This window comes from Streptomyces sp. NPDC047028 (assembly GCF_040644095.1).
Classification (GTDB): domain Bacteria; phylum Actinomycetota; class Actinomycetes; order Streptomycetales; family Streptomycetaceae; genus Streptomyces.
The window spans coordinates 131519-151184 of record NZ_JBEYVS010000006.1 but is presented as its reverse complement, the minus strand read 5'-3'; the positions used below and the strand labels follow the sequence as shown (position 1 = coordinate 151184).

15 protein-coding genes are annotated in these 19666 nt (G+C 73.4%); 8 read left to right on the top strand and 7 right to left on the bottom strand.

What is annotated here, in order from left to right; all coding sequences use genetic code 11:
* Positions 1-111 precede the first annotated feature (111 nt).
* The 3 genes from ABZ854_RS08140 (at position 112) to ABZ854_RS08130 (ending at position 2563) form a co-directional block, all read left to right on the top strand.
* Positions 112-1203 carry an ADP-ribosylglycohydrolase family protein gene (locus ABZ854_RS08140; RefSeq protein ID WP_361206087.1) on the top strand — a complete coding sequence of 364 codons (1092 nt, stop codon included), beginning with the start codon at positions 112-114 and terminating at the stop codon, positions 1201-1203.
* Between the two features lie 28 nt (positions 1204-1231).
* On the top strand, positions 1232-1729 hold the full coding sequence (locus ABZ854_RS08135) for an NUDIX hydrolase (protein WP_361206084.1): 498 nt from the start codon (positions 1232-1234) through the stop codon (positions 1727-1729).
* Positions 1730-1825: 96 nt separating this feature from the next.
* Positions 1826-2563, top strand: a complete 738-nt coding sequence (locus ABZ854_RS08130; protein ID WP_361206082.1) for a Sir2 family NAD-dependent protein deacetylase — start codon at positions 1826-1828, stop codon at positions 2561-2563.
* Between the two features lie 4 nt (positions 2564-2567).
* Here the strand turns inward: ABZ854_RS08130 and ABZ854_RS08125 are convergent, their stop codons facing one another.
* From ABZ854_RS08125 to ABZ854_RS08115, 3 genes are all read right to left on the bottom strand, one after another.
* Positions 2568-3065 (bottom strand): methylated-DNA--[protein]-cysteine S-methyltransferase, encoded by a 498-nt coding sequence (locus ABZ854_RS08125; RefSeq protein ID WP_361206079.1) that lies wholly within the window; start codon positions 3063-3065, stop codon positions 2568-2570.
* A gap of 20 nt (positions 3066-3085) precedes the next feature.
* Complete coding sequence (locus tag ABZ854_RS08120; protein WP_361206076.1) at positions 3086-4576, bottom strand: AlkA N-terminal domain-containing protein; 1491 nt, start codon at positions 4574-4576, stop codon at positions 3086-3088.
* An 83-nt stretch (positions 4577-4659) separates the two neighbouring features.
* Entirely contained in the window at positions 4660-5361 is a 702-nt protein-coding gene (locus ABZ854_RS08115) for a MarR family transcriptional regulator (RefSeq protein WP_361206073.1), read from the bottom strand.
* Between the two features lie 586 nt (positions 5362-5947).
* Between ABZ854_RS08115 and ABZ854_RS08110 the strand changes: the two genes are divergently transcribed.
* The 5 genes from ABZ854_RS08110 (at position 5948) to narI (ending at position 14731) form a co-directional block, all read left to right on the top strand.
* On the top strand, positions 5948-7879 hold the full coding sequence (locus ABZ854_RS08110) for a chloride channel protein (protein WP_361206070.1): 1932 nt from the start codon (positions 5948-5950) through the stop codon (positions 7877-7879).
* Between the two features lie 201 nt (positions 7880-8080).
* Positions 8081-11725: a nitrate reductase subunit alpha gene (locus ABZ854_RS08105; protein ID WP_361206067.1), complete on the top strand. Its 3645-nt coding sequence runs from the start codon at positions 8081-8083 to the stop codon at positions 11723-11725.
* Entirely contained in the window at positions 11725-13356 is a 1632-nt protein-coding gene (gene narH, locus ABZ854_RS08100) for a nitrate reductase subunit beta (RefSeq protein WP_361206065.1), read from the top strand. The genes ABZ854_RS08105 and narH overlap by 1 nt, the downstream gene beginning before the upstream one ends.
* Positions 13353-13973, top strand: a complete 621-nt coding sequence (narJ, locus tag ABZ854_RS08095) for a nitrate reductase molybdenum cofactor assembly chaperone (protein WP_361206062.1) — start codon at positions 13353-13355, stop codon at positions 13971-13973. The genes narH and narJ overlap by 4 nt, the downstream gene beginning before the upstream one ends.
* On the top strand, positions 13973-14731 hold the full coding sequence (gene narI / locus ABZ854_RS08090) for a respiratory nitrate reductase subunit gamma (RefSeq protein WP_361206059.1): 759 nt from the start codon (positions 13973-13975) through the stop codon (positions 14729-14731). The genes narJ and narI overlap by 1 nt, the downstream gene beginning before the upstream one ends.
* Here the strand turns inward: narI and ABZ854_RS08085 are convergent.
* The 4 genes from ABZ854_RS08085 to ABZ854_RS08070 all read right to left on the bottom strand — a co-directional run bounded on the left by ABZ854_RS08085 (position 14673) and on the right by ABZ854_RS08070 (position 19421).
* Complete coding sequence (locus ABZ854_RS08085; protein ID WP_361206056.1) at positions 14673-15182, bottom strand: O-acetyl-ADP-ribose deacetylase; 510 nt, start codon at positions 15180-15182, stop codon at positions 14673-14675. The genes narI and ABZ854_RS08085 overlap by 59 nt on opposite strands.
* The gene (locus ABZ854_RS08080) at positions 15179-16588 is read right to left on the bottom strand and encodes an NAD(P)/FAD-dependent oxidoreductase (RefSeq protein ID WP_361206053.1); all 1410 of its coding nucleotides are present in this window, start codon (positions 16586-16588) and stop codon (positions 15179-15181) included. The genes ABZ854_RS08085 and ABZ854_RS08080 overlap by 4 nt, the downstream gene beginning before the upstream one ends.
* An 89-nt stretch (positions 16589-16677) precedes the next feature.
* The gene (locus ABZ854_RS08075) at positions 16678-17523 is read right to left on the bottom strand and encodes an inositol monophosphatase family protein (RefSeq protein WP_361206050.1); all 846 of its coding nucleotides are present in this window, start codon (positions 17521-17523) and stop codon (positions 16678-16680) included.
* Positions 17524-17606: 83 nt separating this feature from the next.
* Complete coding sequence (locus ABZ854_RS08070) at positions 17607-19421, bottom strand: gamma-glutamyltransferase (RefSeq protein ID WP_361206047.1); 1815 nt, start codon at positions 19419-19421, stop codon at positions 17607-17609.
* Positions 19422-19666 lie beyond the last annotated feature (245 nt).

Sequence of the window (19666 nt, the reverse complement as noted above, 5' to 3'; positions counted from 1 at the left end):
GGCCAGTCGCGCCGCTGCGACCATAACCGGAGGACACCCCCGCCGTCATGCCCCGCCCGATCCCTGGGCACCGCACGCGAGCCACCGGGGCAAAACGGGTACACCCCTGCCATGACGACCCAGGCAACCGCGCCGCCCCTGGCCACCGGGCCCGGCCTCGCCGACCGCATCCTGGGCGGCTGGCTCGGCCGGATCGCCGGGAACATGCTCGGCAAGCCGGTCGAGCAGGGCGAGGTGTGGACCCGTGAGCGCATCGACCGCTATCTGCGGCGGGCCGGCGCGCTCCCCCTCACCGACTACCTTCCCGAGCCCACCGACCCGGCCGACCTCGCCTCGCTGCGCCCGGAGTGGCGCAGCTGCGTCCGCGGCCGGATCGACGGCAGCTGCCGGGACGACGACGTCGACTACGCGGTCCTCGGACTGCACCTGCTTGAGACACACGGCTTCGGCTTCAGCACCGAGCAGGTCGGCGACCTGTGGCTCATGAGGCTGCCGTACCTGCAGACGTTCACCGCGGAACGGGCGGCGTACCGCAACCTCGCGAACGGGCTGAAACCGCCGCTGACGGCGACGTACGACAACCCGTACCAGGAGTGGATCGGCGCCCTGATCCGCGCCGACGTCCACGGCTGGACCAGTCCGGGCGCACCCCGCCGCGCCGCGTCCCTGGCGCGCCGGGACGCGGTGCTGTCCCACACGGGCAACGGGGTGTACGGCGCGATGTTCGCGGCCGCGCTGATCGCGGCTGCCTTCACCGCGCCGACGCTGCGGGACGCGCTGGAGACGGCGCTTGTGGTGATCCCGGCGAGCAGCCGGCTCGCCCGGACCGTACGCCGGGTGGTGTCGCTGCACGAGGCCGGGCTGTCCTGGGAGGAGTGCCTGGCGACGCTGTCGGCGGAGACGGCCGGCCTGGGCTGGATCCACACGGTGCCCAACGCGGCCGTCCTGACCGCCGGGCTGCTGTACGGCGACGGCGACTTCACCCGGACGCTCGCCCTGACGGTACGCGGCGGCCTGGACACGGACTCCAACGGGGCGACGGCCGGTTCGGTGGCCGGCGTGTTCACCGGCGCGGCGAGGATCCCGGCCCAGTGGACGGAGCCGCTGCGGGACACGGTACGGAGCGCGGTGTTCGGCTTCGACGGCGTACGGATCAGTGCGCTGGCCGAACGCACCCTGCGCCTGGCCACGGCCGCCCCGTAGCCCCGCCCCGCCTCGTTACGCTGCCCCCATGACCACCACCAACGACTTCGCCACGTACATCGCGAGCCTCCCCCGGGTCCTGGCCGGCGCCGGCGTGCTGTTCCGGGACGCCGAGGGGCACGTGCTGCTCGTCGAGCCCAACTACCGCGAGGGATGGGCGCTGCCGGGCGGCACGATCGAGTCGGACGACGGCGAGACGCCCCGCGCGGGGGCGCGCCGGGAGACGCTGGAGGAGATGGGCCTGGACCGGGAGCCGGGCCGGCTGCTGGCGGTGGACTGGGTGCACGGCGCGGACCGGCCGCCGCTGGTGGCGTACCTGTACGACGGCGGGGTGCTGGCCGAGTCGGACCTCAAGGCGATCCGGCTGCAGGAGGAGGAACTGCTGTCCTGGCGGCTCGTCCCGCGCGCCGCGATCGGGGACCTGTGCCCGGACGCGCTAGGCCGCCGGATCCTGGCCGCGCTGGACGTCCTGGCCGACGGCGCGGCGGCCACGGCGGAGCTGGAGAACGGCCACCGCGTGGCCTGACCGGACCCGGTGCCACAGGGTCTCCACATCCGGCCGCCCCGCACGCCCGCCGATATCCGTTCGCCCCGCCCGGACGGCCCGGCCTACGCTCGGGGCATGGCCAAGCCTCTCGTCGCGCTGCTCAGCGGTGCGGGTATCTCCACCGACTCCGGCATCCCCGACTACCGCGGGCCGAACGGGCTGTGGCGGCGCGATCCTGAGGCCGAGAAGCTCGTGACGTACGAGTACTACATGGGCGATCCGGAGATCCGCCGGCGGTCCTGGCAGCTGCGGCGGAAGAACCGCGCCCTCACGGCCGAGCCGAACGCCGCCCACCGCGCCGTCGCCGAGCTGGAGCGGTCCGGCGTACCCGTGCGGGTGCTCACGCAGAACGTGGACGGGCTGCACCAGCTGGCCGGGATGCCCGCCCGCAAGGTGCTGGAACTGCACGGCAGCGTACGGAGCGTGGTGTGCACCGCGTGTCATGCGCGCGGGCCGATGGCGGACGCGCTCGCCCGGGTCGAGGCCGGTGAGGACGATCCGCCGTGCCTGGAGTGCGGCGGGATCCTGAAGTCGGCGACCGTGATGTTCGGCGAGCGGCTGGATCCGCTGGTCATCGGCGAGGCGGTGGCGATCAGCAAGGCGTGCACGGTGTTCCTCGCCGTCGGCAGCAGCCTCCAGGTGCAGCCGGCGGCCGGGCTGGCCCAGGTCGCCGCCGACCACGGCGCCCGGCTGGTCGTCGTGAACGCCGAGCCGACCCCGTACGACGACCTCGCGCAGGACGTCGTACGGGAACCCATCGGCACCGCCCTGCCCCGGCTGCTGCGCGATCTGGCCGCGGAGCACAGCGGCTGAGGGTTCAGAACAGGGCCGCACCCCGTTCGAACGCCAGCAGGCGCTGCTTGCGGTCCAGGCCGCCGCCGTAGCCGGTGAGGCTGCCGTCGGCGCCGATCACGCGGTGGCAGGGGACGATGATGCCTACGGGGTTGCGGCCGTTGGCGAGGCCGACGGCGCGGCAGGCCTTGGGGTTGCCGAGGGCGTCGGCGAGTTCGCCGTAGGTGCGGGTCTCACCGTAGGGGATCTTCGTCAGCTGCTCCCAGACGGTGCGCTGGAAGGGTGTGCCGTGCAGCCGGAGCCGTACGGTGAACTCCTTGATCTCGCCCGCGAAGTAGGCGGTGAGTTGCTCCTCCGCCTCGGCGAAGGCGCGGACGGTGTCGTCGCGGCGGCCGAAGGTCTCCTCGTCGGGCCGGTGGCGTTGCTCGACCATGTAGAGGCCGCACAGGGCGCCTTCGTCGTCGGCGACGAGGGTGAGCGGGCCGTAGGGGCTGTCGATCATGGTGTGGCGTTTCGCTGTCATGCCGGGAACGTCCTTAGTCCTTATACGGGGAGGAAGTTGATCGGGTGGCTGTCGGTCGCCCACAGGTACTGGACGGCGTACGCCCGCCAGGGGCGCCAGCTCTCCGCGCGGGCGGTGAGCGCGGCCGGGGTGGAGGGCAGGCCCAGTTCGCCTGCCGCGCGGCGGATGCCGAGGTCGGTGGGGAGGAAGGCGTCGGGGTCGCCGAGGGCGCGCATGGCGATGACGTCGGTGGTCCAGGGCCCGAACCCGGGCAGGTCGAGCAGCCGGGCGCGGGCTTCGGCCCAGTCGGACTCGACGCCCAGGTGCAGGGTGCCGTCGGCGAGTCGGCCCACGAGGGTGGTGAAGGTGGTGCGCCGGGTGCGGGGCATGGCGAGGCTCGCCGGGTCCACGTCGGCCAGTTGCCCGGGGGACGGGAAGAGGTGGGTGAGGTCGCCCTCGGGGTCGTCGAGCGGTGTGCCGTACGCGGTGACCAGGCGGGCCGCGTGGGTGCGGGCGGCGGCCGTGGAGACCTGCTGCCCGAGGACGGCGCGGACGGCGAACTCGGCCTCGTCCACGGTGCGCGGCACCCGCCGGCCGGGGGCCTTGTCGACGAGCGGGGCGAGGAGTGGATCGGTGCGCAGCAGGTCGTCGACGGCGACCGGGTCGGCGTCCAGGTCGAGCAGGCGCCGGCAGCGGCTGATGGCGACGGTCAGGTCGCGCGGGTCGCTGAGGGTGAGGCGGCAGGCGATGTGGTCGGGGCGGGGGCTGAGCGCGGCGATCCCGTGCCCGTAGGGCAGTCGCAGGGTGCGCCGGTAGGCACCGTCGCGCCACTCCTCGACGCCGGGTACGGCGGTGGCGGCGAGGTGGCCGAAGAGGTTGTCGGGATTGAGCGGCGCGCGGAACGGCAGCCGCAGGGCGAGGGTTCCCGGGGTGCCGGTCGTGGCCGCCGCCCGGTTCTTCGGCAGGCGGGCGCGCAGGTCGCTCGGGGAGAGGGCGAAGACCTCGCGGACGGTGTCGTTGAAGGTGCGGATGGAGGAGAAGCCGGCCGCGAAGGCGATCTGCGCCATGGGCAGCGGGGTCGTCTCGATGAGCAGCCGCGCGGTCTGGGCGCGCTGGGCACGGGCGAGGGCGAGGGGGCCGGCGCCGAGTTCGGCGAGGAGCTGCCGTTCGATCTGCCGGGTGCTGTAGCCGAGGCGGGCGGCGAGGCCGGGGACGCCCTCGCGGTCGACGACGCCGTCGGCGACGAGCCGCATGGCGCGGGCGACGAGGTCGGCCCGCTGGTTCCACTCCGGGGAGCCGGGGCTGGTGTCGGGGCGGCAGCGCTTGCAGGCCCGGAAGCCGGCCTGCTGGCAGGCGGCGGCGCTCGGGTGGAAGGTCATGTTCTCGGGCTTGGGCGGCACGACCGGGCAGCTGGGCCGGCAGTAGATACGGGTGGTGAGGACGGCCGTGAAGAACCAGCCGTCGAACCGCGCGTCCTTGGAGCGCACGGCGCGCACGCAGCGTTCCCGGTCGAGGTGCATCCCTGTCTGCATGCGTCCAGGATCGGCCACCGGGGTCACCGGAGGCTGGCGGGAATCCGACATCTACCTGCGCCCCGGGAGCGGCCGGGGGGAACCTACGGCGCCGGGTTCAGCGGGTCGTCCAGGACACCGGCCAGGCGGTCCACGTCGGCCGACGGCGCCAGGTGGGGGTCGAGGACGCCGGCGACGGAGGTGAGGGCCTTCAGGGCGGGGACGAGGACGGCGCGTTCCCGGGCGGGCAGGTGGGTGACCAGGGTGCGGATGCCGGCGCGGCGGTGGCGCAGGACCCGGTCGACGAGGTCCTCCCCCGCGGGGGTCAGCCGGAGCACGACCTCACGGCGGTTGTCCGGGTTGACCCGCCGGTCGGTCAGACCGAAGGACTCCAGGCGCTCGACCATGCGCAGCGCGGTGGACGGGCTGACGCCGAGCGTGGCGGCCATGGCGGCCAGCTTGATCGGGCCGCAGGTGCGCAGGGCCACGAGGGAGCGCAGCTGGGGCAGGGTCAGCGGGACGTCGACGGAGCCGAGGGCCCGCGCGGAGAGCGCGACGATCAGCCGGGAGGCGGCCATCACCGCGAGGGTGACCTCCTCCGCCTCACGGTCCAGCATCTCGTCGGCGTCGGCCCCGGCAGCGGCCCGGGCTGCGGTATCGGTATCGGCATGGGCCCCGGCTGCGGCGTCGGCCCCGGCCTCGGCGGCGTCGGGCCGGGTCTCGGTGTGCTGCCTGCGGCCGTCCTGCTGGGCCATGAACTCCTCGATCCGCCGTTGTCCGTCTACCAGTTGGAACCCGTCTGTCACCCGAGGTGACCATTGCAGTCTGCAATGATATGCTGTTCTCCATACCGGGCCGTGCGGGCGCGACGGCTCCGGTACCGAGGGTGATGACGATGAAAACCGAGCCGATACAAGAAGCCTATTCCTTCGTCTGCCTGCGCTGCGGGCATGCGTGGGAGGGGGCATATGACATCCGGCACATCCGGGACGCCCACGGGCGTCTGCGTGCCGAGTACTTCACGCGGGACGGCCTGAGAGTGCCGTCCCCGTTGACGGACAACACCTGCCGGGTGTGCCAGGGGCGCAGGATCCGCATCCTGCGCCCGGGGCGGGTCAACTCCGTCCGCCCCGCACCCTGGTGACGGCTCCGGTCACCATCGACCCGCGTCGGACGACGGCTCGCGCCGTCGCCCACCTGTGACGGACGCGCGACGAAGCGCGTCCGTCAGCCATGCCCCGGGGCGCCGCGCCCCGGCGTCATCCTCGTCCGAAGTCCTCCTCCACGGGCAGCGCCGCCCGTGACCACCGCCGTGCCCGGCCGCACCGCTCGCTGCCGGGAGTGCACACGGCTGTGCCGATTCCTGCCGCCATCTTCCCTGACGGAGCCCTCATGTCCTCGTCCACCGCCGCGCCGCCGTCCCAGCCGGACGCGCCGTCCCAGCCGGAGACACCGCCCGCACCAGCCGCACCGGTTGCTCCGGCCCGCCGGGCCGGCGCCCATCTGTCCGAGCTGAAGATCCCGCATCTCGGCGACTTCCACGTCCAGCCGCGCGTCCTGCTGATCTCGGCGCTGGCCGTACCCATCGGCGCCATCGCAGCCCTCGTGGCCGCGGGTCTGCTGAAGCTGATCGCGCTGATCACGAACCTCTCCTTCCTGGGCCGCCTGGCCTTCGGCACCGCCACCCCGGCCGACACCACGCACCGCTGGCTGCTGCTGATCATGCCGGTGGCGGGTGGTCTGATCATCGGCATCATGGCCCGGTACGGCTCGGAGAAGATCCGCGGTCACGGCATGCCCGAGGCGATCGAGTCGATCCTCGTGGGCGGCAGCCGGGTGCAGCCGCGGGTCGCCGCGCTCAAGCCGGCGTCGGCCGCCATATCCATCGGCACCGGCGGCCCGTTCGGCGCCGAGGGCCCGATCATCATGACGGGCGGGGCCATCGGCTCCCTGCTGGCGCAGTTCCTGCGGGTCACCACCGACGAGCGCAAGGCCCTGCTGGTGGCCGGTTCCGCGGCCGGCATGGCGGCGACGTTCAACGCGCCGCTGGCCTCCATCCTGCTCGCCGTGGAGCTGCTGCTGTTCGAGTGGCGGCCCCGCTCGTACCTGCCGGTCGCGGTCGCCGCGGTGACCGCGACCCTGGTCCGCGGGCCGCTGCTGGGCACCAAGCCGCTGTTCGGCGGCGCCCACGTGCCCTCCCACATCGACCTCCCGGCCTACGGCCTGTGCCTGGTCTCCGGTGCCGCGGCCGGGCTGCTCGCGCTCGCCGCCACCGCCCTCGTCTACTTCTCCGAGGACACGTTCGCCAAGCTGCGGATCCACTGGATGTGGTGGCCCGCGATCGGCGGCCTGATCATCGGCGTCGGCGGTCTGTTCGAACCGCGCGCGCTCGGTGTCGGCTACGACGTCATCGACCAGCTGCTGACCGGGCACGCCACGGTCGGCCTGATCGTCGGCATCCTGGTCGTCAAGACCCTCATCTGGGGCCTGTCGCTGGGCTCGGGCACCTCCGGCGGCGTCCTGGCACCGATGTTCATGGTCGGCGGCGCCCTCGGTGCAGCCGAGTCCCTGGTGTTCCCGCACGTCAGCCCCGGTTTCTGGGCGCTGGTCTCGCTGGCCGGCGTGCTCGGCGGTGTGATGCGCTCCCCGCTGACCGGCATCGTCTTCTGCCTGGAACTCACCCACGAGATGAACGCGCTGATCCCGATGGTGATCACCGCGTCGGCCGCGTACCTGCTCTCCGTGGTGCTGCTCAAGCGGTCGGTCCTCACCGAGAAGATCGCCCGGCGCGGGCTGCACCTGACCCGTGAGTACTCCGTCGACCCGCTCGAACTGCACCTCGTGCGCCAGCTGGAGACCCCGGCCGGCGTCACCTTCCGCAGCGACCGCACCGGCGGCGAGATCACCGCGCTGCTGCGGGCCGCGCACGACGCCGGGGATCCCGAGGAACTCCTCGCCCAGCGTTTGTACCCGGTGCTCGGCACGGACGGCTCCCTGGTCGGCGTGGTCACCCGCGGCACGCTCGTCCACGGCGACCCGGCGGACACCACCCCGCTCGGCGAGCTGGCCACACCGGCGGTCACCGCCTACCCCGACGAGACGCTGCGGCTGCTCGCCAACCGCATGGCCGAGCACGAGGTGACCCGGCTGCTCGTCGTCACGCGCGAGGAGCAGCCGCGGGTCGAGGGCATCATCAGCCTGCGTCACCTGCTGACCGCCCGGCGCATCGACGTGCACGAGGAGCACCACGCCGAGCGCGTGCTCTCACTGCGCCGGAAGCGCACGGCCACGGTCGTCGTCGCGGGAGGACCGGCCGGCGGCTGACGGACCCGGTGCACACCACACACTGTGTGCTGTGCACAACTATTGTAAAGGCCAATAAAAGGTCTCCCCTAAGCAACATCAACATTGCGTAGTCACGCGACTCCTCTCCGCAGTCACCCGCCAAGCTGGTGGGACGAACATCCGACTGCGGAGGGAAGTGACACGGTGGGACGGCGCGGTGCCCGGCGGGAAGCGGAACGAGTGGCGGCACTGGCCGCCGATCAGCTGCTGCGGGCCGGGAGCATACTGCGGCGGACCGAGACGACCCCCGATCTCAGAGCGGTCTTCCGCACCGACCAGGCCGTCAACGACGCGCCGTACCGGGAGCGTTGGGCGCACGACAAGGTGGTGCGCTCCACGCACGGGGTGAACTGCACCGGCTCCTGCTCGTGGAAGGTGTACGTCAAGGACGGCCTGATCACCTGGGAGACCCAGGAGACGGACTATCCGTCGACCGGCCCCGACCGCCCCGAGTACGAGCCGCGCGGCTGCCCCCGCGGGGCGTCCTTCTCCTGGTACACGTACTCGCCGACCCGGGTCCGCCACCCCCATGTGCGGGGGGTGCTGCTGGAGTTGTACCGCCAGGCGCGCGCCCGGCTGGGCGATCCGGTGGCGGCCTGGGCGGAGATCACCGGCGACCCGGTCAAGCGGCGGCGCTACCAGTCGGCGCGGGGCAAGGGCGGCCTGGTGCGGGTCGGCTGGGAGGAGGCCCTGGAGATCGCGGCTGCCGCCCATGTGCACACCATCGCGGAGCACGGCCCGGACCGGGTGGCGGGCTTCTCGCCGATCCCGGCGATGTCGATGGCCTCGCACGCGGTCGGCGCCCGCTTCATGTCGCTGATCGGCGCGCCGATGGTGTCGTTCTACGACTGGTACGCCGACCTGCCGATCGCCTCCCCGCAGGTCTTCGGCGACCAGACGGACGTACCGGAGTCCGGGGACTGGTGGGACGCCGCCTACCTGATGCTGTGGGGCTCCAACGTGCCGGTGACCCGGACCCCGGACGCCCACTGGATGACCGAGGCCCGCTACCGGGGCCAGAAGGTCGTCGTGGTCTCCCCCGACTACTCCGACGCCACGAAGTTCGCCGACGAGTGGCTCCACCCGCACCCCGGGACCGACGGCGCCCTGGCGATGGCCATGGGGCACGTGATCCTCACCGAGTTCTTCGTGACGCGGAAGGTGCCCTACTTCACCGACTACGTCCGGCGCTTCACCGACCTGCCGTTCCTGGTCGAACTCGACGAGCGGGACGGGGCGTTCGTGCCCGGCAAGTTCGTCACCGCCGCCGCGCTCGGCCTCGCCGAGGAGGACGAGGAGGCGGCCGCGTGGAAGCCGGTGCTCCTCGACACCGCGTCCGGGCGGCCGGTCGTCCCGAACGGCACGCTCGGCGACCGCTGGTCCAAGGGCGGCGAAGGCCGCTGGAACCTCGACCTCGGCGACATCGAGCCCGAGCTGACGCTGCACCGGCCCGGCGGGGACGCCGTACGGGTGCTGCTGCCGCGCTTCGACGGCGAGCCGCCGAGCGTGCGCGGGGTGCCGGTGCGCGAGGTCGGCGGCCGCCGGGTGACCACCGTGTTCGACCTGCTACTCGCGCAGTACGGCGTCGGCCGGGAGGGGCTGCCCGGCGACTGGGCCGCCGGCTACGACGACGCCACGCAGCCGAACACGCCCGCCTGGCAGGAGGCGATCACCTCGGTGCCGGCCGGCGCGGTGGTGCGGCTCGCGCGGGAGCTGGCGGACACGGCGGAGAAGACCCGCGGCCGGTGCATGATCGTGATGGGGGCCGGCACCAACCACTGGTTCCACTCCGACACCATCTACCGCTCGTTCCTCACCCTGCTGCTGCTCACCGGCTGCCAGGGCGTCAACGGCGGCGGCTGGGCGCATTACGTCGGCCAGGAGAAGGTCCGCCCCTACGCCGGCTGGCAGCAGTTGCAGTCGGCCGCGGACTGGGTGCGCCCCTCCCGGCAGATGGCCGGGACTCCGTACTGGTACCTGCACACCGACCAGTGGCGCTACGACGCCCACGGCGCCGACGCGCTGGCCGCGCCCACCGGGCAGGGCCTGTTCGAGGGGCGGCACACCGCCGACCTGGTCGCCCAGTCGATGCGGCTGGGCTGGATGCCGTCCGCGCCCACGTTCTCCGCGAACCCGCTCGACCTGGGCGGGGAGGTGCACCGCAGCGGGCACGAGCCGGACGAGTGGGTCGCCTCCGAACTCGACGGCGGACGACTGTCGTTCGCCTGCGAGGACCCGGACGATCCCGCCAACTGGCCGCGCGTGCTCACCGTGTGGCGGGCCAACCTGATCGGCTCCTCCGCGAAGGGCAACGAGTTCTTCCTGCGCCATCTGCTCGGCGCGAGCGACAACGCGCACGCCGAGGAGGCCCCGCCCGGCGCCCGGCCGCGCGACCTGGCCTGGCACGAGGAGGCGCCGCGCGGCAAGCTCGACCTGCTGCTCGCCCTGGACTTCAGGATGACGTCGACCACGCTGATGGCCGACCTGGTGCTGCCGGCCGCGACCTGGTACGAGAAGCACGACCTGTCCAGCACCGACATGCACCCCTTCGTGCACGCCTTCTCCCCCGCGATCAGCCCGCCCTGGCAGACCCGGACCGACTTCGAGATCTTCCACGCCCTGGCCGCGAAGTTCAGCGAACTCGCCGCCGGACGGCTGGACACGGCGTACGACCTGGTCGCCACGCCCCAGCAGCACGACACCCCCGGCGAGACGGCGGAGCCCGGCGGCCGGGTGCGGGACTGGCGCGACGGCTGGACGCCCCGGCCCGGCCGCAACCTGCCGCACTTCACCCTCGTCGAACGGGACTACACGGCCGTCGCCGACAAGCTCGCCTCCTTCGGCCCGCTGTGCGAGGAGCAGGGCCTGACCGTGAAGGGCGTCACCGTACGTCCGCTGCCCGAGGCGCGCTGGCTCGCGTCCCGGTGCGGCACCGCCCGCTCCGGCGCCGCGCACGGCCGCCCGCTCCTGGACACCGACGTCAAGCTGTGCGAGGCGATCCTCGCCTTGTCCGGAACGACCAACGGGCGCCTGGCGGCGGAGGGGTTCGGACAGCTCGCGGACCGCTGCGGTCCCGGCAGCGGCTTCGCCTCCCTCGCCGAGGCGGTGCACGAGCGGCGGATCGTCTTCTCCGACACCCAGGACCGGCCCGTCCAGGTCGGCACCAGCTACGAGTGGTCCGGGAAGGAGGCCCCCGACCGGCGCTACTCGCCGTTCACGGTCAACACCGAACACCGCAAGCCGTGGCATACCCTGACCGGCCGTCAGCACTTCTATCTGGACCACGACTGGATGGCCGAGGCCGGCGAGCAACTGCCCGTCTACCGGCCGCCGCTGGACCTCGCCGCCGACTCGGTGGCGGGCGAGCGGGAGGTGAGCGTCCGCTACCTCACCCCGCACTCGAAGTGGTCGATCCACTCCGAGTACCAGGAGAACCTGCTCATGCAGACCCTGGCCCGCGGCGGCCCGGTCATCTGGATGAGCGTGGACGACGCGGCCGCCATCGGGGCCGCCGACAACGACTGGGTGGAGGCGGTCAACCCCAACGGAGTCGTCGTCGCCCGCGCGATCGTCTCCCACCGCATGCCGGCCGGCACGGTGTTCATGTACCACGTGCAGGAACGCCTGGTGAACGTCCCGCGCAGCGAAGCCACCGGCCGGCGCGGCGGCGTGCACAACGCCCTCACCCGCGTCCTGATCAAGCCCACCCATCTCATCGGCGGCTACGGCCAGTTGTCGTTCGCCCCCAACTACTACGGTCCCACCGGCAACCAGCGCGACGCCCGCACCGTGATCCGCCGGCGCGCCCAGGAGGTGCAGTACTGATGCGCGTCATGAGTCAGATCGCCATGGTGATGAACCTCGACAAGTGCATCGGCTGCCACACTTGTTCGGTCACCTGCAAGCAGACCTGGACCAACCGCAAGGGCACCGAGTACGCCTGGTTCAACAACGTCGAGACCCGTCCCGGGCAGGGCTATCCGCGCGGTCACGAGGACCAGGAGAAGTGGCGGGGCGGCTGGCGCCTGGGCAGCCGGGGCGGCCTGGTGCCGCGCTCGGGCGGCCGGGCCCGGCGCCTCGCCCGCCTCTTCGCCAACCCCGAACTGCCGTCCCTGGCGGACTACTACGAGCCCTGGACGTACGACTACGACACCCTGATCTCCGCCCCGCTCGGCGACGACCTGCCCACCGCCCGGCCCCGTTCCCTCATCGACGGCCGCCCCACCGACATCACCTGGGGACCCAACTGGGACGACGACCTCGGCGGCGGCCCCGAACACCTCTCCGCCGACCCCGTGCTGAAGAAGATGAGCGAACGGGTCCAACTGGACTACGAGCAGGCGTTCATGTTCCACCTGCCCCGGATCTGCGAGCACTGTCTCAACCCGTCCTGCGTGGCGGTGTGCCCCTCCGGCGCCCTCTACAAGCGCGTCGAGGACGGCATCGTCCTGGTCGACCAGGACCGCTGCCGGGGCTGGCGGATGTGCGTGAGCGGCTGCCCTTACAAGAAGGTGTACTTCAACCACGCCACCGGCAAGGCCGAGAAGTGCACCTTCTGCTACCCGCGCATCGAGGCGGGGGAGCCCACCGTGTGCTCGGAGACCTGCGTGGGTCGGCTGCGCTACCTGGGGGTGATGCTGTACGACGCCGACAGGGTGGGCGAGGCCGCCTCCGTGCCGGACGAACAGCGGCTCTATCAAGCGCAGTTGGAGTGCTTCCTCGATCCCCACGACCCGGACGTGGTGCGGGCGGCCGAGGAGTCGGGCATCCCGCACGACTGGATCACGGCGGCCCGCCGCTCCCCCGTACGGGACCTGATCACGAGGTACCGGGTCGCGCTGCCGCTGCACCCGGAGTACCGGACGATGCCCATGGTCTGGTACGTCCCGCCGCTCTCCCCGGTCGTCGACGCGCTCACCGGCAGCGGTCACGACGGGGAGCACCCCGCCCCGCTGTTCGGCGCGATCGACGCCCTGCGCATCCCGCTGGAGTACCTGGCGGGGCTGTTCACGGCCGGGGACACCGCCCCGGTGGAGGCCGCCCTGTGCCGCCTCGCCGCGATGCGCGCCCACATGCGGCGCGTCAACCTCGGTGAGGAACGCGACCCCGCGATCGCCCGGGGTGTCGGCCTGGACGAGAGCGACCTGGAGGCGATGTACCGGCTGCTGGCGCTCGCCAAGTACGAGGAGCGGTACGTCGTCCCGACCACGTACGTCGCGGGTGCGGGCACGGCTGCGGGGACCGGCTCGGGCTGCAGCCTGGACCACGACGGCGGGCCGGGCATGTACGGCGCCGGCGGTGTGGACGGCTTCGAGGGCTTCCACGCCCCGCCCGTTGCCGCCGCCGCGGCCGCACCGGACGGCCGGTCGCTGCGCGGCCGGGTCAACCTGCTCAACTGGAACGGCCGCGGCCGCCCCAGCGGCCTCTTCCCGGAGGGGACGGGCGAGGCACGGTGAACCACCGGCATCGGGCGGTGCACCAGGCCGCCTCCCTGCTCCTGGACTACCCCGGCGAGGGCTGGCCGGAGCGGCGCGACCGGGTGGCGGCGGCCCTCGGGACGCTGCCGGGCCCGGAGACGGGGCCCCTGCTGGCGTTCTGCCGGGCCACCGAGGCGGTCGCCCCGCTCGATCTCGCGGCCCGCTACGTCACCACCTTCGACCGCACCCGCCGCCGCACCCTCCACCTGACCCACTACACCGACGGCGACACCCGCCGCCGGGGCGCCTCCCTCGCGGCGCTCAAGTCCCGTTACCGGCAGCACGGCTGGGTACCGGCCGGGGGCGAGCTGCCCGACTTCCTGCCCGCCGTCCTGGAGTTCGCCGCCCGCCACCCCGAACCGGGCCGGGCCATCCTGCACGAACACCGCGCCGCCCTGGGGCTGCTGGCCCGCGGGCTCGTCGCCCACGGCAGCCCGTACGCGGACGTGCTCCGCGCCGTCCGGGCCACGCTGCCCGCCGCGGACCCGCCCCCGGCCGCACGGGACCTGCCCGATCCCCTTGCCCTGTACGACCGTTCCGCCCCCGTGCCGTACCCGGTACCGCACGCCGCGGGCGACGAAGGAGTCCGCCGCTGATGAAGCATCTGCACATCGCGCTGTGGGGCGTCCTGCCCTATCTCGCGCTCGTCGTCCTGGCGGCCGGCACGGCCTGGCGCTACCGCTACGACCGGTTCGGCTTCACCACCCGCTCCAGCCAGCTGCACGAGTCCCGGCTGCTGCGCGTCGGCGGTCCGCTGTTCCACTACGCCCTGTTCCTCGTGATCGGCGGCCACGTCATGGGGCTGCTGGTGCCCGAGTCGCTGACCCGGTGGCTGCGGATCAGCGAGGAGCAGTACCACGCGGTCGCCCTGACCATGGGCGGCACGGCGGGCGTCGCGGCCGTCGTCGGCCTCGGCGTGCTGCTGTACCGCAGGGTACGGGTGCCGGCCGTGCGCGGCGCGACCAGCCGCAGCGACCGGGTGACGCTGCCGCTCCTCGCCCTGGTGCTGCTGGCCGGCCTGACCGCCACGGTGTCCTCGATGACCAACCCCTACGACTACCGGCTCGGGGTCGCCGTCTGGTTCCGCAGCCTGTTCACCCTCGACCCGGACGTCGGCGCCATGGCGCACGCCCCGCTCGTCTACCAGGTGCACGCCCTGCTGGCCCTCACCCTGTTCGCCCTGTGGCCGTTCGGCCGGCTGGTGCACGCGTTCACCGCGCCGCTCGGCTACGCGGCACGCCCGTACGTCGTCTACCGCTCGCGCGGGCGGGCCGCGGCGCCGGCGCACCCGGCGCTCAGCGCAGCGCCCGGTCGAACGCCTCGTACGCCTGCTGGTCGAACAGGACGAACGTGACCTCCTCGACGGCGGTGTCCGCGGCGCGGATCGTCTCGACCGCGATGCGGGCACCGTCGTCGATCGGCCAGCGGTAGACGCCGGTGGAGATGGCGGGGAACGCGACCGTGCGGGCGCCGAGTTCGTCGGCCGTCAGCAGAGACTCGCGGTAGCAGGAGGTGAGCAGCTCCGACCGGTCCTCGGTGTCCGACCAGACCGGGCCGACCGTGTGGATCACCCAGCGCGCGTTCAGCTCGCCGGCCGTGGTGGCGACCGCCCGGCCGGTGGGCAGGCCCCTGCCGTACTGGGACGCCCGCAGCTTGCGGCAGTCCTCCAGGATCGCGGGACCGCCGCGCCGGTGGATCGCGCCGTCAACGCCGCCACCTCCCAGCAGGGAGGAGTTGGCGGCGTTGACGATCGCGTCGGCGCTCTGCCGGGTGATGTCGCCCTGGACCAGGGTGATGGTGGTCATGTCTGCCTCAGTCTGCGCCAGACGGCCTTGGCCGCGTTGTGCCCCGACATGCCGTGCACCCCGGGGCCCGGCGGGGTGGCGGAGGAGCAGATGAACACGGCCGGGTGCGGGGTGGTGTACGGGAACAGGGAGAGTTTGGGCCGCAGCAGGAGCTGGAGTCCGGAGGCGGCGCCGCAGGCGATGTCGCCGCCCACGTAGTTGGCGTTGCGGGCGGCCATCTCGGCGGGGCCCGCGGTGGCGCGGGCGAGGACCCGGTCGCGGAACCCGGGGGCGTAGCGCTCCAGTTGGCGCTCCATGGCGTCGGTGAGGTCGCCGTCCCAGCCGCTTGGGACATGGCCGTACGCCCAGAAGACGTGCTTGCCCTCGGGGGCTCGGGTGGGGTCGGCCACGCTGGGCTGCACGGTGATCATGAAGGGGCGCTCGGGGGCGCGGCCCTCGCGGGAGGCGGCGCGCAGGGCGGTGCCGATCTCGTCCTTGCTGGCGCCGATCTGCACGGTGCCGGCGACGCGGGCCTCGGGCGCGGTCCACGGCACCGGCCCGTCCAGCGCGTAGTCGATCTTGAAGATGCCGGGGCCGTAGCGGTAGCCGTCGTAGTAGGAGCCGAAGCCGGCGATGCGGGCGAGGGCGGCCGGTGAGGTGTCGAAGACGTAGGCGCGGGCCGGCGGCAGGTCGTCCAGGCGCTTGACCTCGTAGTCGGTGTGGACGGCCCCGCCGAGGTCCTTCAGGTAGGCGGCGAGGGCGTCGGAGATCGACTGGGAACCGCCGCGGGCCACGGGCCAGCCGCGGGCGTGCGCGGCGAGCGCGAAGACCAGGCCGACGGCGCCGGTGGCGAGGCCGCCCAGCGGGGCCATGACGTGCGCGACCAGCCCGGCGAACAGAGCCTTCACGGGTTCGTCGCGGAAACGGCTCAGCAGCCAGGTGGAGGGCGGCAGCCCGGTCAGGCCGAACCGGGCGAGGGTGACCGGGTCGCGGGGCAGCGCGGTCAGCGGCAGGGACATGAAGTCCCGGGCCAGGGTGTCCCAGCGGGGCAGGAACGGCTCGACCAGCCTGCGGTAGGCGCCCGCGTCGCGCGGGCCGAAGGAGGCGGCGGTCTCGGCGACGGACCGGGACAGCACGGCCGCGCTGCCGTCGGGGAACGGGTGCGCCATGGGCAGGTCGGCGTGCAGCCATTCGAGGCCGTACCGCTCCAGCGGCAGGGCGCGGAACGCGGGCGAGTTGATGCCGAGGGGGTGGGCGGCCGAGCACGGGTCGTGCCGGAAGCCGGGGAGGGTCAGCTCCTCGGTGCTCGCCCCGCCGCCGACCGCGGACCGCGCCTCGAACACGGCCACGGAGAAGCCGCGGCGGGCCAGCTCCACGGCGGCGGTCAGTCCGTTCGGTCCCGCACCCACCACGCACGCATCGAGCATCGACGGCACCTTCGGACCCCTTCGTCAGCCGATGGCCTGTATCGGATCAGGATATGCCGCGGGACTGACACGGCCCCGTCGCGGGTGGGTCAGGCCGCCGTCCGCAGCAGTTCCGCCACCCGCCGGGTGGTCGCGGCGTCGCGGGCCGCCGTGAACGGCAGTGCGTTGCCCCCGGTGATCCGGAACGGTTCGCCGTCGCGGGTGAGGTGGGCGCCGCCCGCCTCCTCCACCAGCAGCAGGCCGGCCGCGTGGTCCCAGGCAGCCTCCCAGGAGAAACCCGTGGCATCCAACTCGCCCCGGGCGACGGCGAGATACTCAAGGCCGGCGGAGCCGCAGTGCCGTGGGGCGAGGCCGTCGCTCCACAGGGTGCGCAGGGCGTGCCGCTGCGCGTCCGTGGTGTAGTCGGGGTGCGAGGTGGCGACGACGAGGTCCCGGCCGGGGGCTGGCGGGCCGGCGAACAGGCGCTCGCCGTCGAGGAACGCGCCCTGCCCGCGGACGGCCGTGGCGAACCGCTCCAGGGCGGGGGCGTAGATCCACGCGCCGTGGACGACGCCCCGGAGAGCGAGCGCGACCATGCTGCAGAAGCCGTCGTCGCCCTGGACGAACTGGCGGGTGCCGTCGACCGGGTCGATGATCCAGACGGGTGCGTCGCCCTGGATCGCCTCGTAGACGGCGGGGTCCGCGTGGACGGCCTCCTCGCCGACCACGACGGAGCCGGGCAGCAGGGCGCCGAGGACCTCGGTGAGCCGCTGCTCGGCGAGGCGGTCGGCGTCCGTCACCAGATCGTGCGGGCCGCTCTTCTGGTCGATCTCGTGCGCGGCGAGGCGGCGGAAGCGGGGCAGGATCTCGGCCGCGGCGGCCTCGCGGACCGCCCGCTCCACGTCGGCCGAGTGGCGGGCGAGAAACTCGTCGATGGTTTCCGTTTCGTCGATCATGCCTCCATGAGACCACGCACCACTGACAACGCCCCCCGGCCGGGTGAACGGCGGGCGGACTCGCGCCGAACACTGTGCGCCGCTCAGCGCCCGACGGCGTAGCCCTGCATCCCTCGCGGGTTGGCGGCGGCCGACAGGACGCCGGTCTCCGGGTCGCGGGCGACCGCGCACAGCCGGCCCTCGGACCAGGCCGGCCCGACGGTGACGTCGTGGCCGCGGCGCCGCAGCTCCGCCACGACCCGGGGGTCGGTGCGGGACTCGACGGTCACGCTGCCGGGGCGCCGGCCGCGCGGGTAGAAGGAGCTGGGGAAGCTGTCGTTGTGCCAGTTGGGCGCGTCGACGGCGCCTTGCAGGTCGAGGGTGCCGCGGACCGGTTCGCGCAGGGCGGCGGCGAGGAGGAAGTGCGGCTGCCACTGGTCCTGCTGGTCGCCGCCGGGTGTGCCGAACGCCAGCACCGGGGTGCCGCCGCGCAGGGCGAGGGAGGGGCTGAGCGTGGTGCGGGGGCGGCGGCCGGGGGTCAGGGAGTTCGGCAGGCCCTCCTCCAGCCAGGTCATCTGCAGCCGGGTGCCGAGCGGGAAGCCGAGTTCGGGCACGACCGGGTTGGACTGGAGCCAGCCGCCACTGGGGGTGGCGGAGATCATGTTGCCCCAGCGGTCTACGACGTCGAGGTGGCAGGTGTCGCCGCGCGTGGTGCCGTCGGCGGCGACCTGGGCCTCCCCCGTCAGGTCCGCGACGGTCGGCTCCCCGGTGCCCATCGGGTTGAACACGGACAGCTCCCCCGCGTCCACGCGCGCGTGCGCCGGGATGCGCGGGACGCGGCCGCCGGGACTGCCGGGGCGCAGCTCCCAGGACGCCTCGGCGCCGACGAGGGACCGCCGGGCGGCGTTGTAGTCGTCCGACAGCAGTTCGGCGACGGGCACCTCCGAGGCGTCGCCGTACCAGGCCTCGCGGTCGGCCATGGCGAGTTTGCAGCCCTCGATCAGCAGGTGGACGTAGTCGGCGCTGCCGTGGGCGGGCAGGTCGGGCGGGAGCAGGGCGAGCTGCTGGAGGAAGGCGGGGCCCTGGCTCCAGGGGCCGGGCTTGCACACGGTCCAGCCGTTCCAGTCGTAGGTCACCGGCGTCTCGTAGGTCGCCGACCAGCCGGCGAGGTCGGACTCGGTGAGCGTGCCGGTGTGCCGTGCTCCGCTGGTGTCCAGGGTGGGCCGCCGGGACTGCCGTAGCAGGGCGTCGGCGATGAAGCCGGAGCGCCACATTTCGCGCGCGGCGTCGATGCGTGCCTCCCGGCCGCCGGCACCGGCGGTTTCGGCGAGCAGCCGTTCCCAGGTGGCGGCGAGCGCCGGGTTGCGCAGGAGCCGGCCGGGCCGGGGTGCGCGGCCGCCGGGCAGGTAGAGGGCCGCCGAGGAGGTCCACTCGGTCTCGAACAGCTCCCGCACGCTCTCGACCGTCTCGCCGACCTTCTCCACGGGCGGGTGGCCGTGCCCGGCGTAGCCGATGGCGTAGGACAGGACGTCGTCGAGGGACCTGGTGCCGTGGTCGCGCAGGAGCAGCAGCCAGGCGTCGAAGGCGCCCGGCACGGCCGCGGCGAGCGGGCCCGTGCCGGGAACGAGGTCCAGGCCGAGCCCCCGGTAGTGGGCGACGCCGGCGCCCGCCGGGGCCACGCCCTGCCCGCACAGCACGCGCACCGCGCCGCCGGCCGGGGCGAGCAGGATCGGCACCTCACCGGCGGGCCCGTTGAGGTGCGGTTCCACGACGTGCAGCACGAAGGCGCCGGCGACGGCCGCGTCGAAGGCGTTGCCGCCGCCCTCCAGGACGGCCATCGCCGATTGGGACGCCAGCCAGTGGGTGGAGGACACCATGCCGAAGGTGCCGTGCAGGGTGGGTCGGGTCGTGAACCGCATGTATCGCTCACCTCGGTCTCCGCGCGGGCGGGGCACGCTGCCTCCGTGAACCCCATGTCCTCTCTACCCAGGGTCGGTTGCCTGCCGACGCTCCGCCGGGCCGGACGTATTGACAACGATGTCAGAAGCGTGGTCGAGTCAACTCCCGTCCCGCCGGGGGCCGCTGACAGCCGCGTGTGCCCCCTTCCGTCCACCAGATGGAGATCGCCTCTCCCGTCACGCAGCGCAGCAGAGGCGAGGAACAG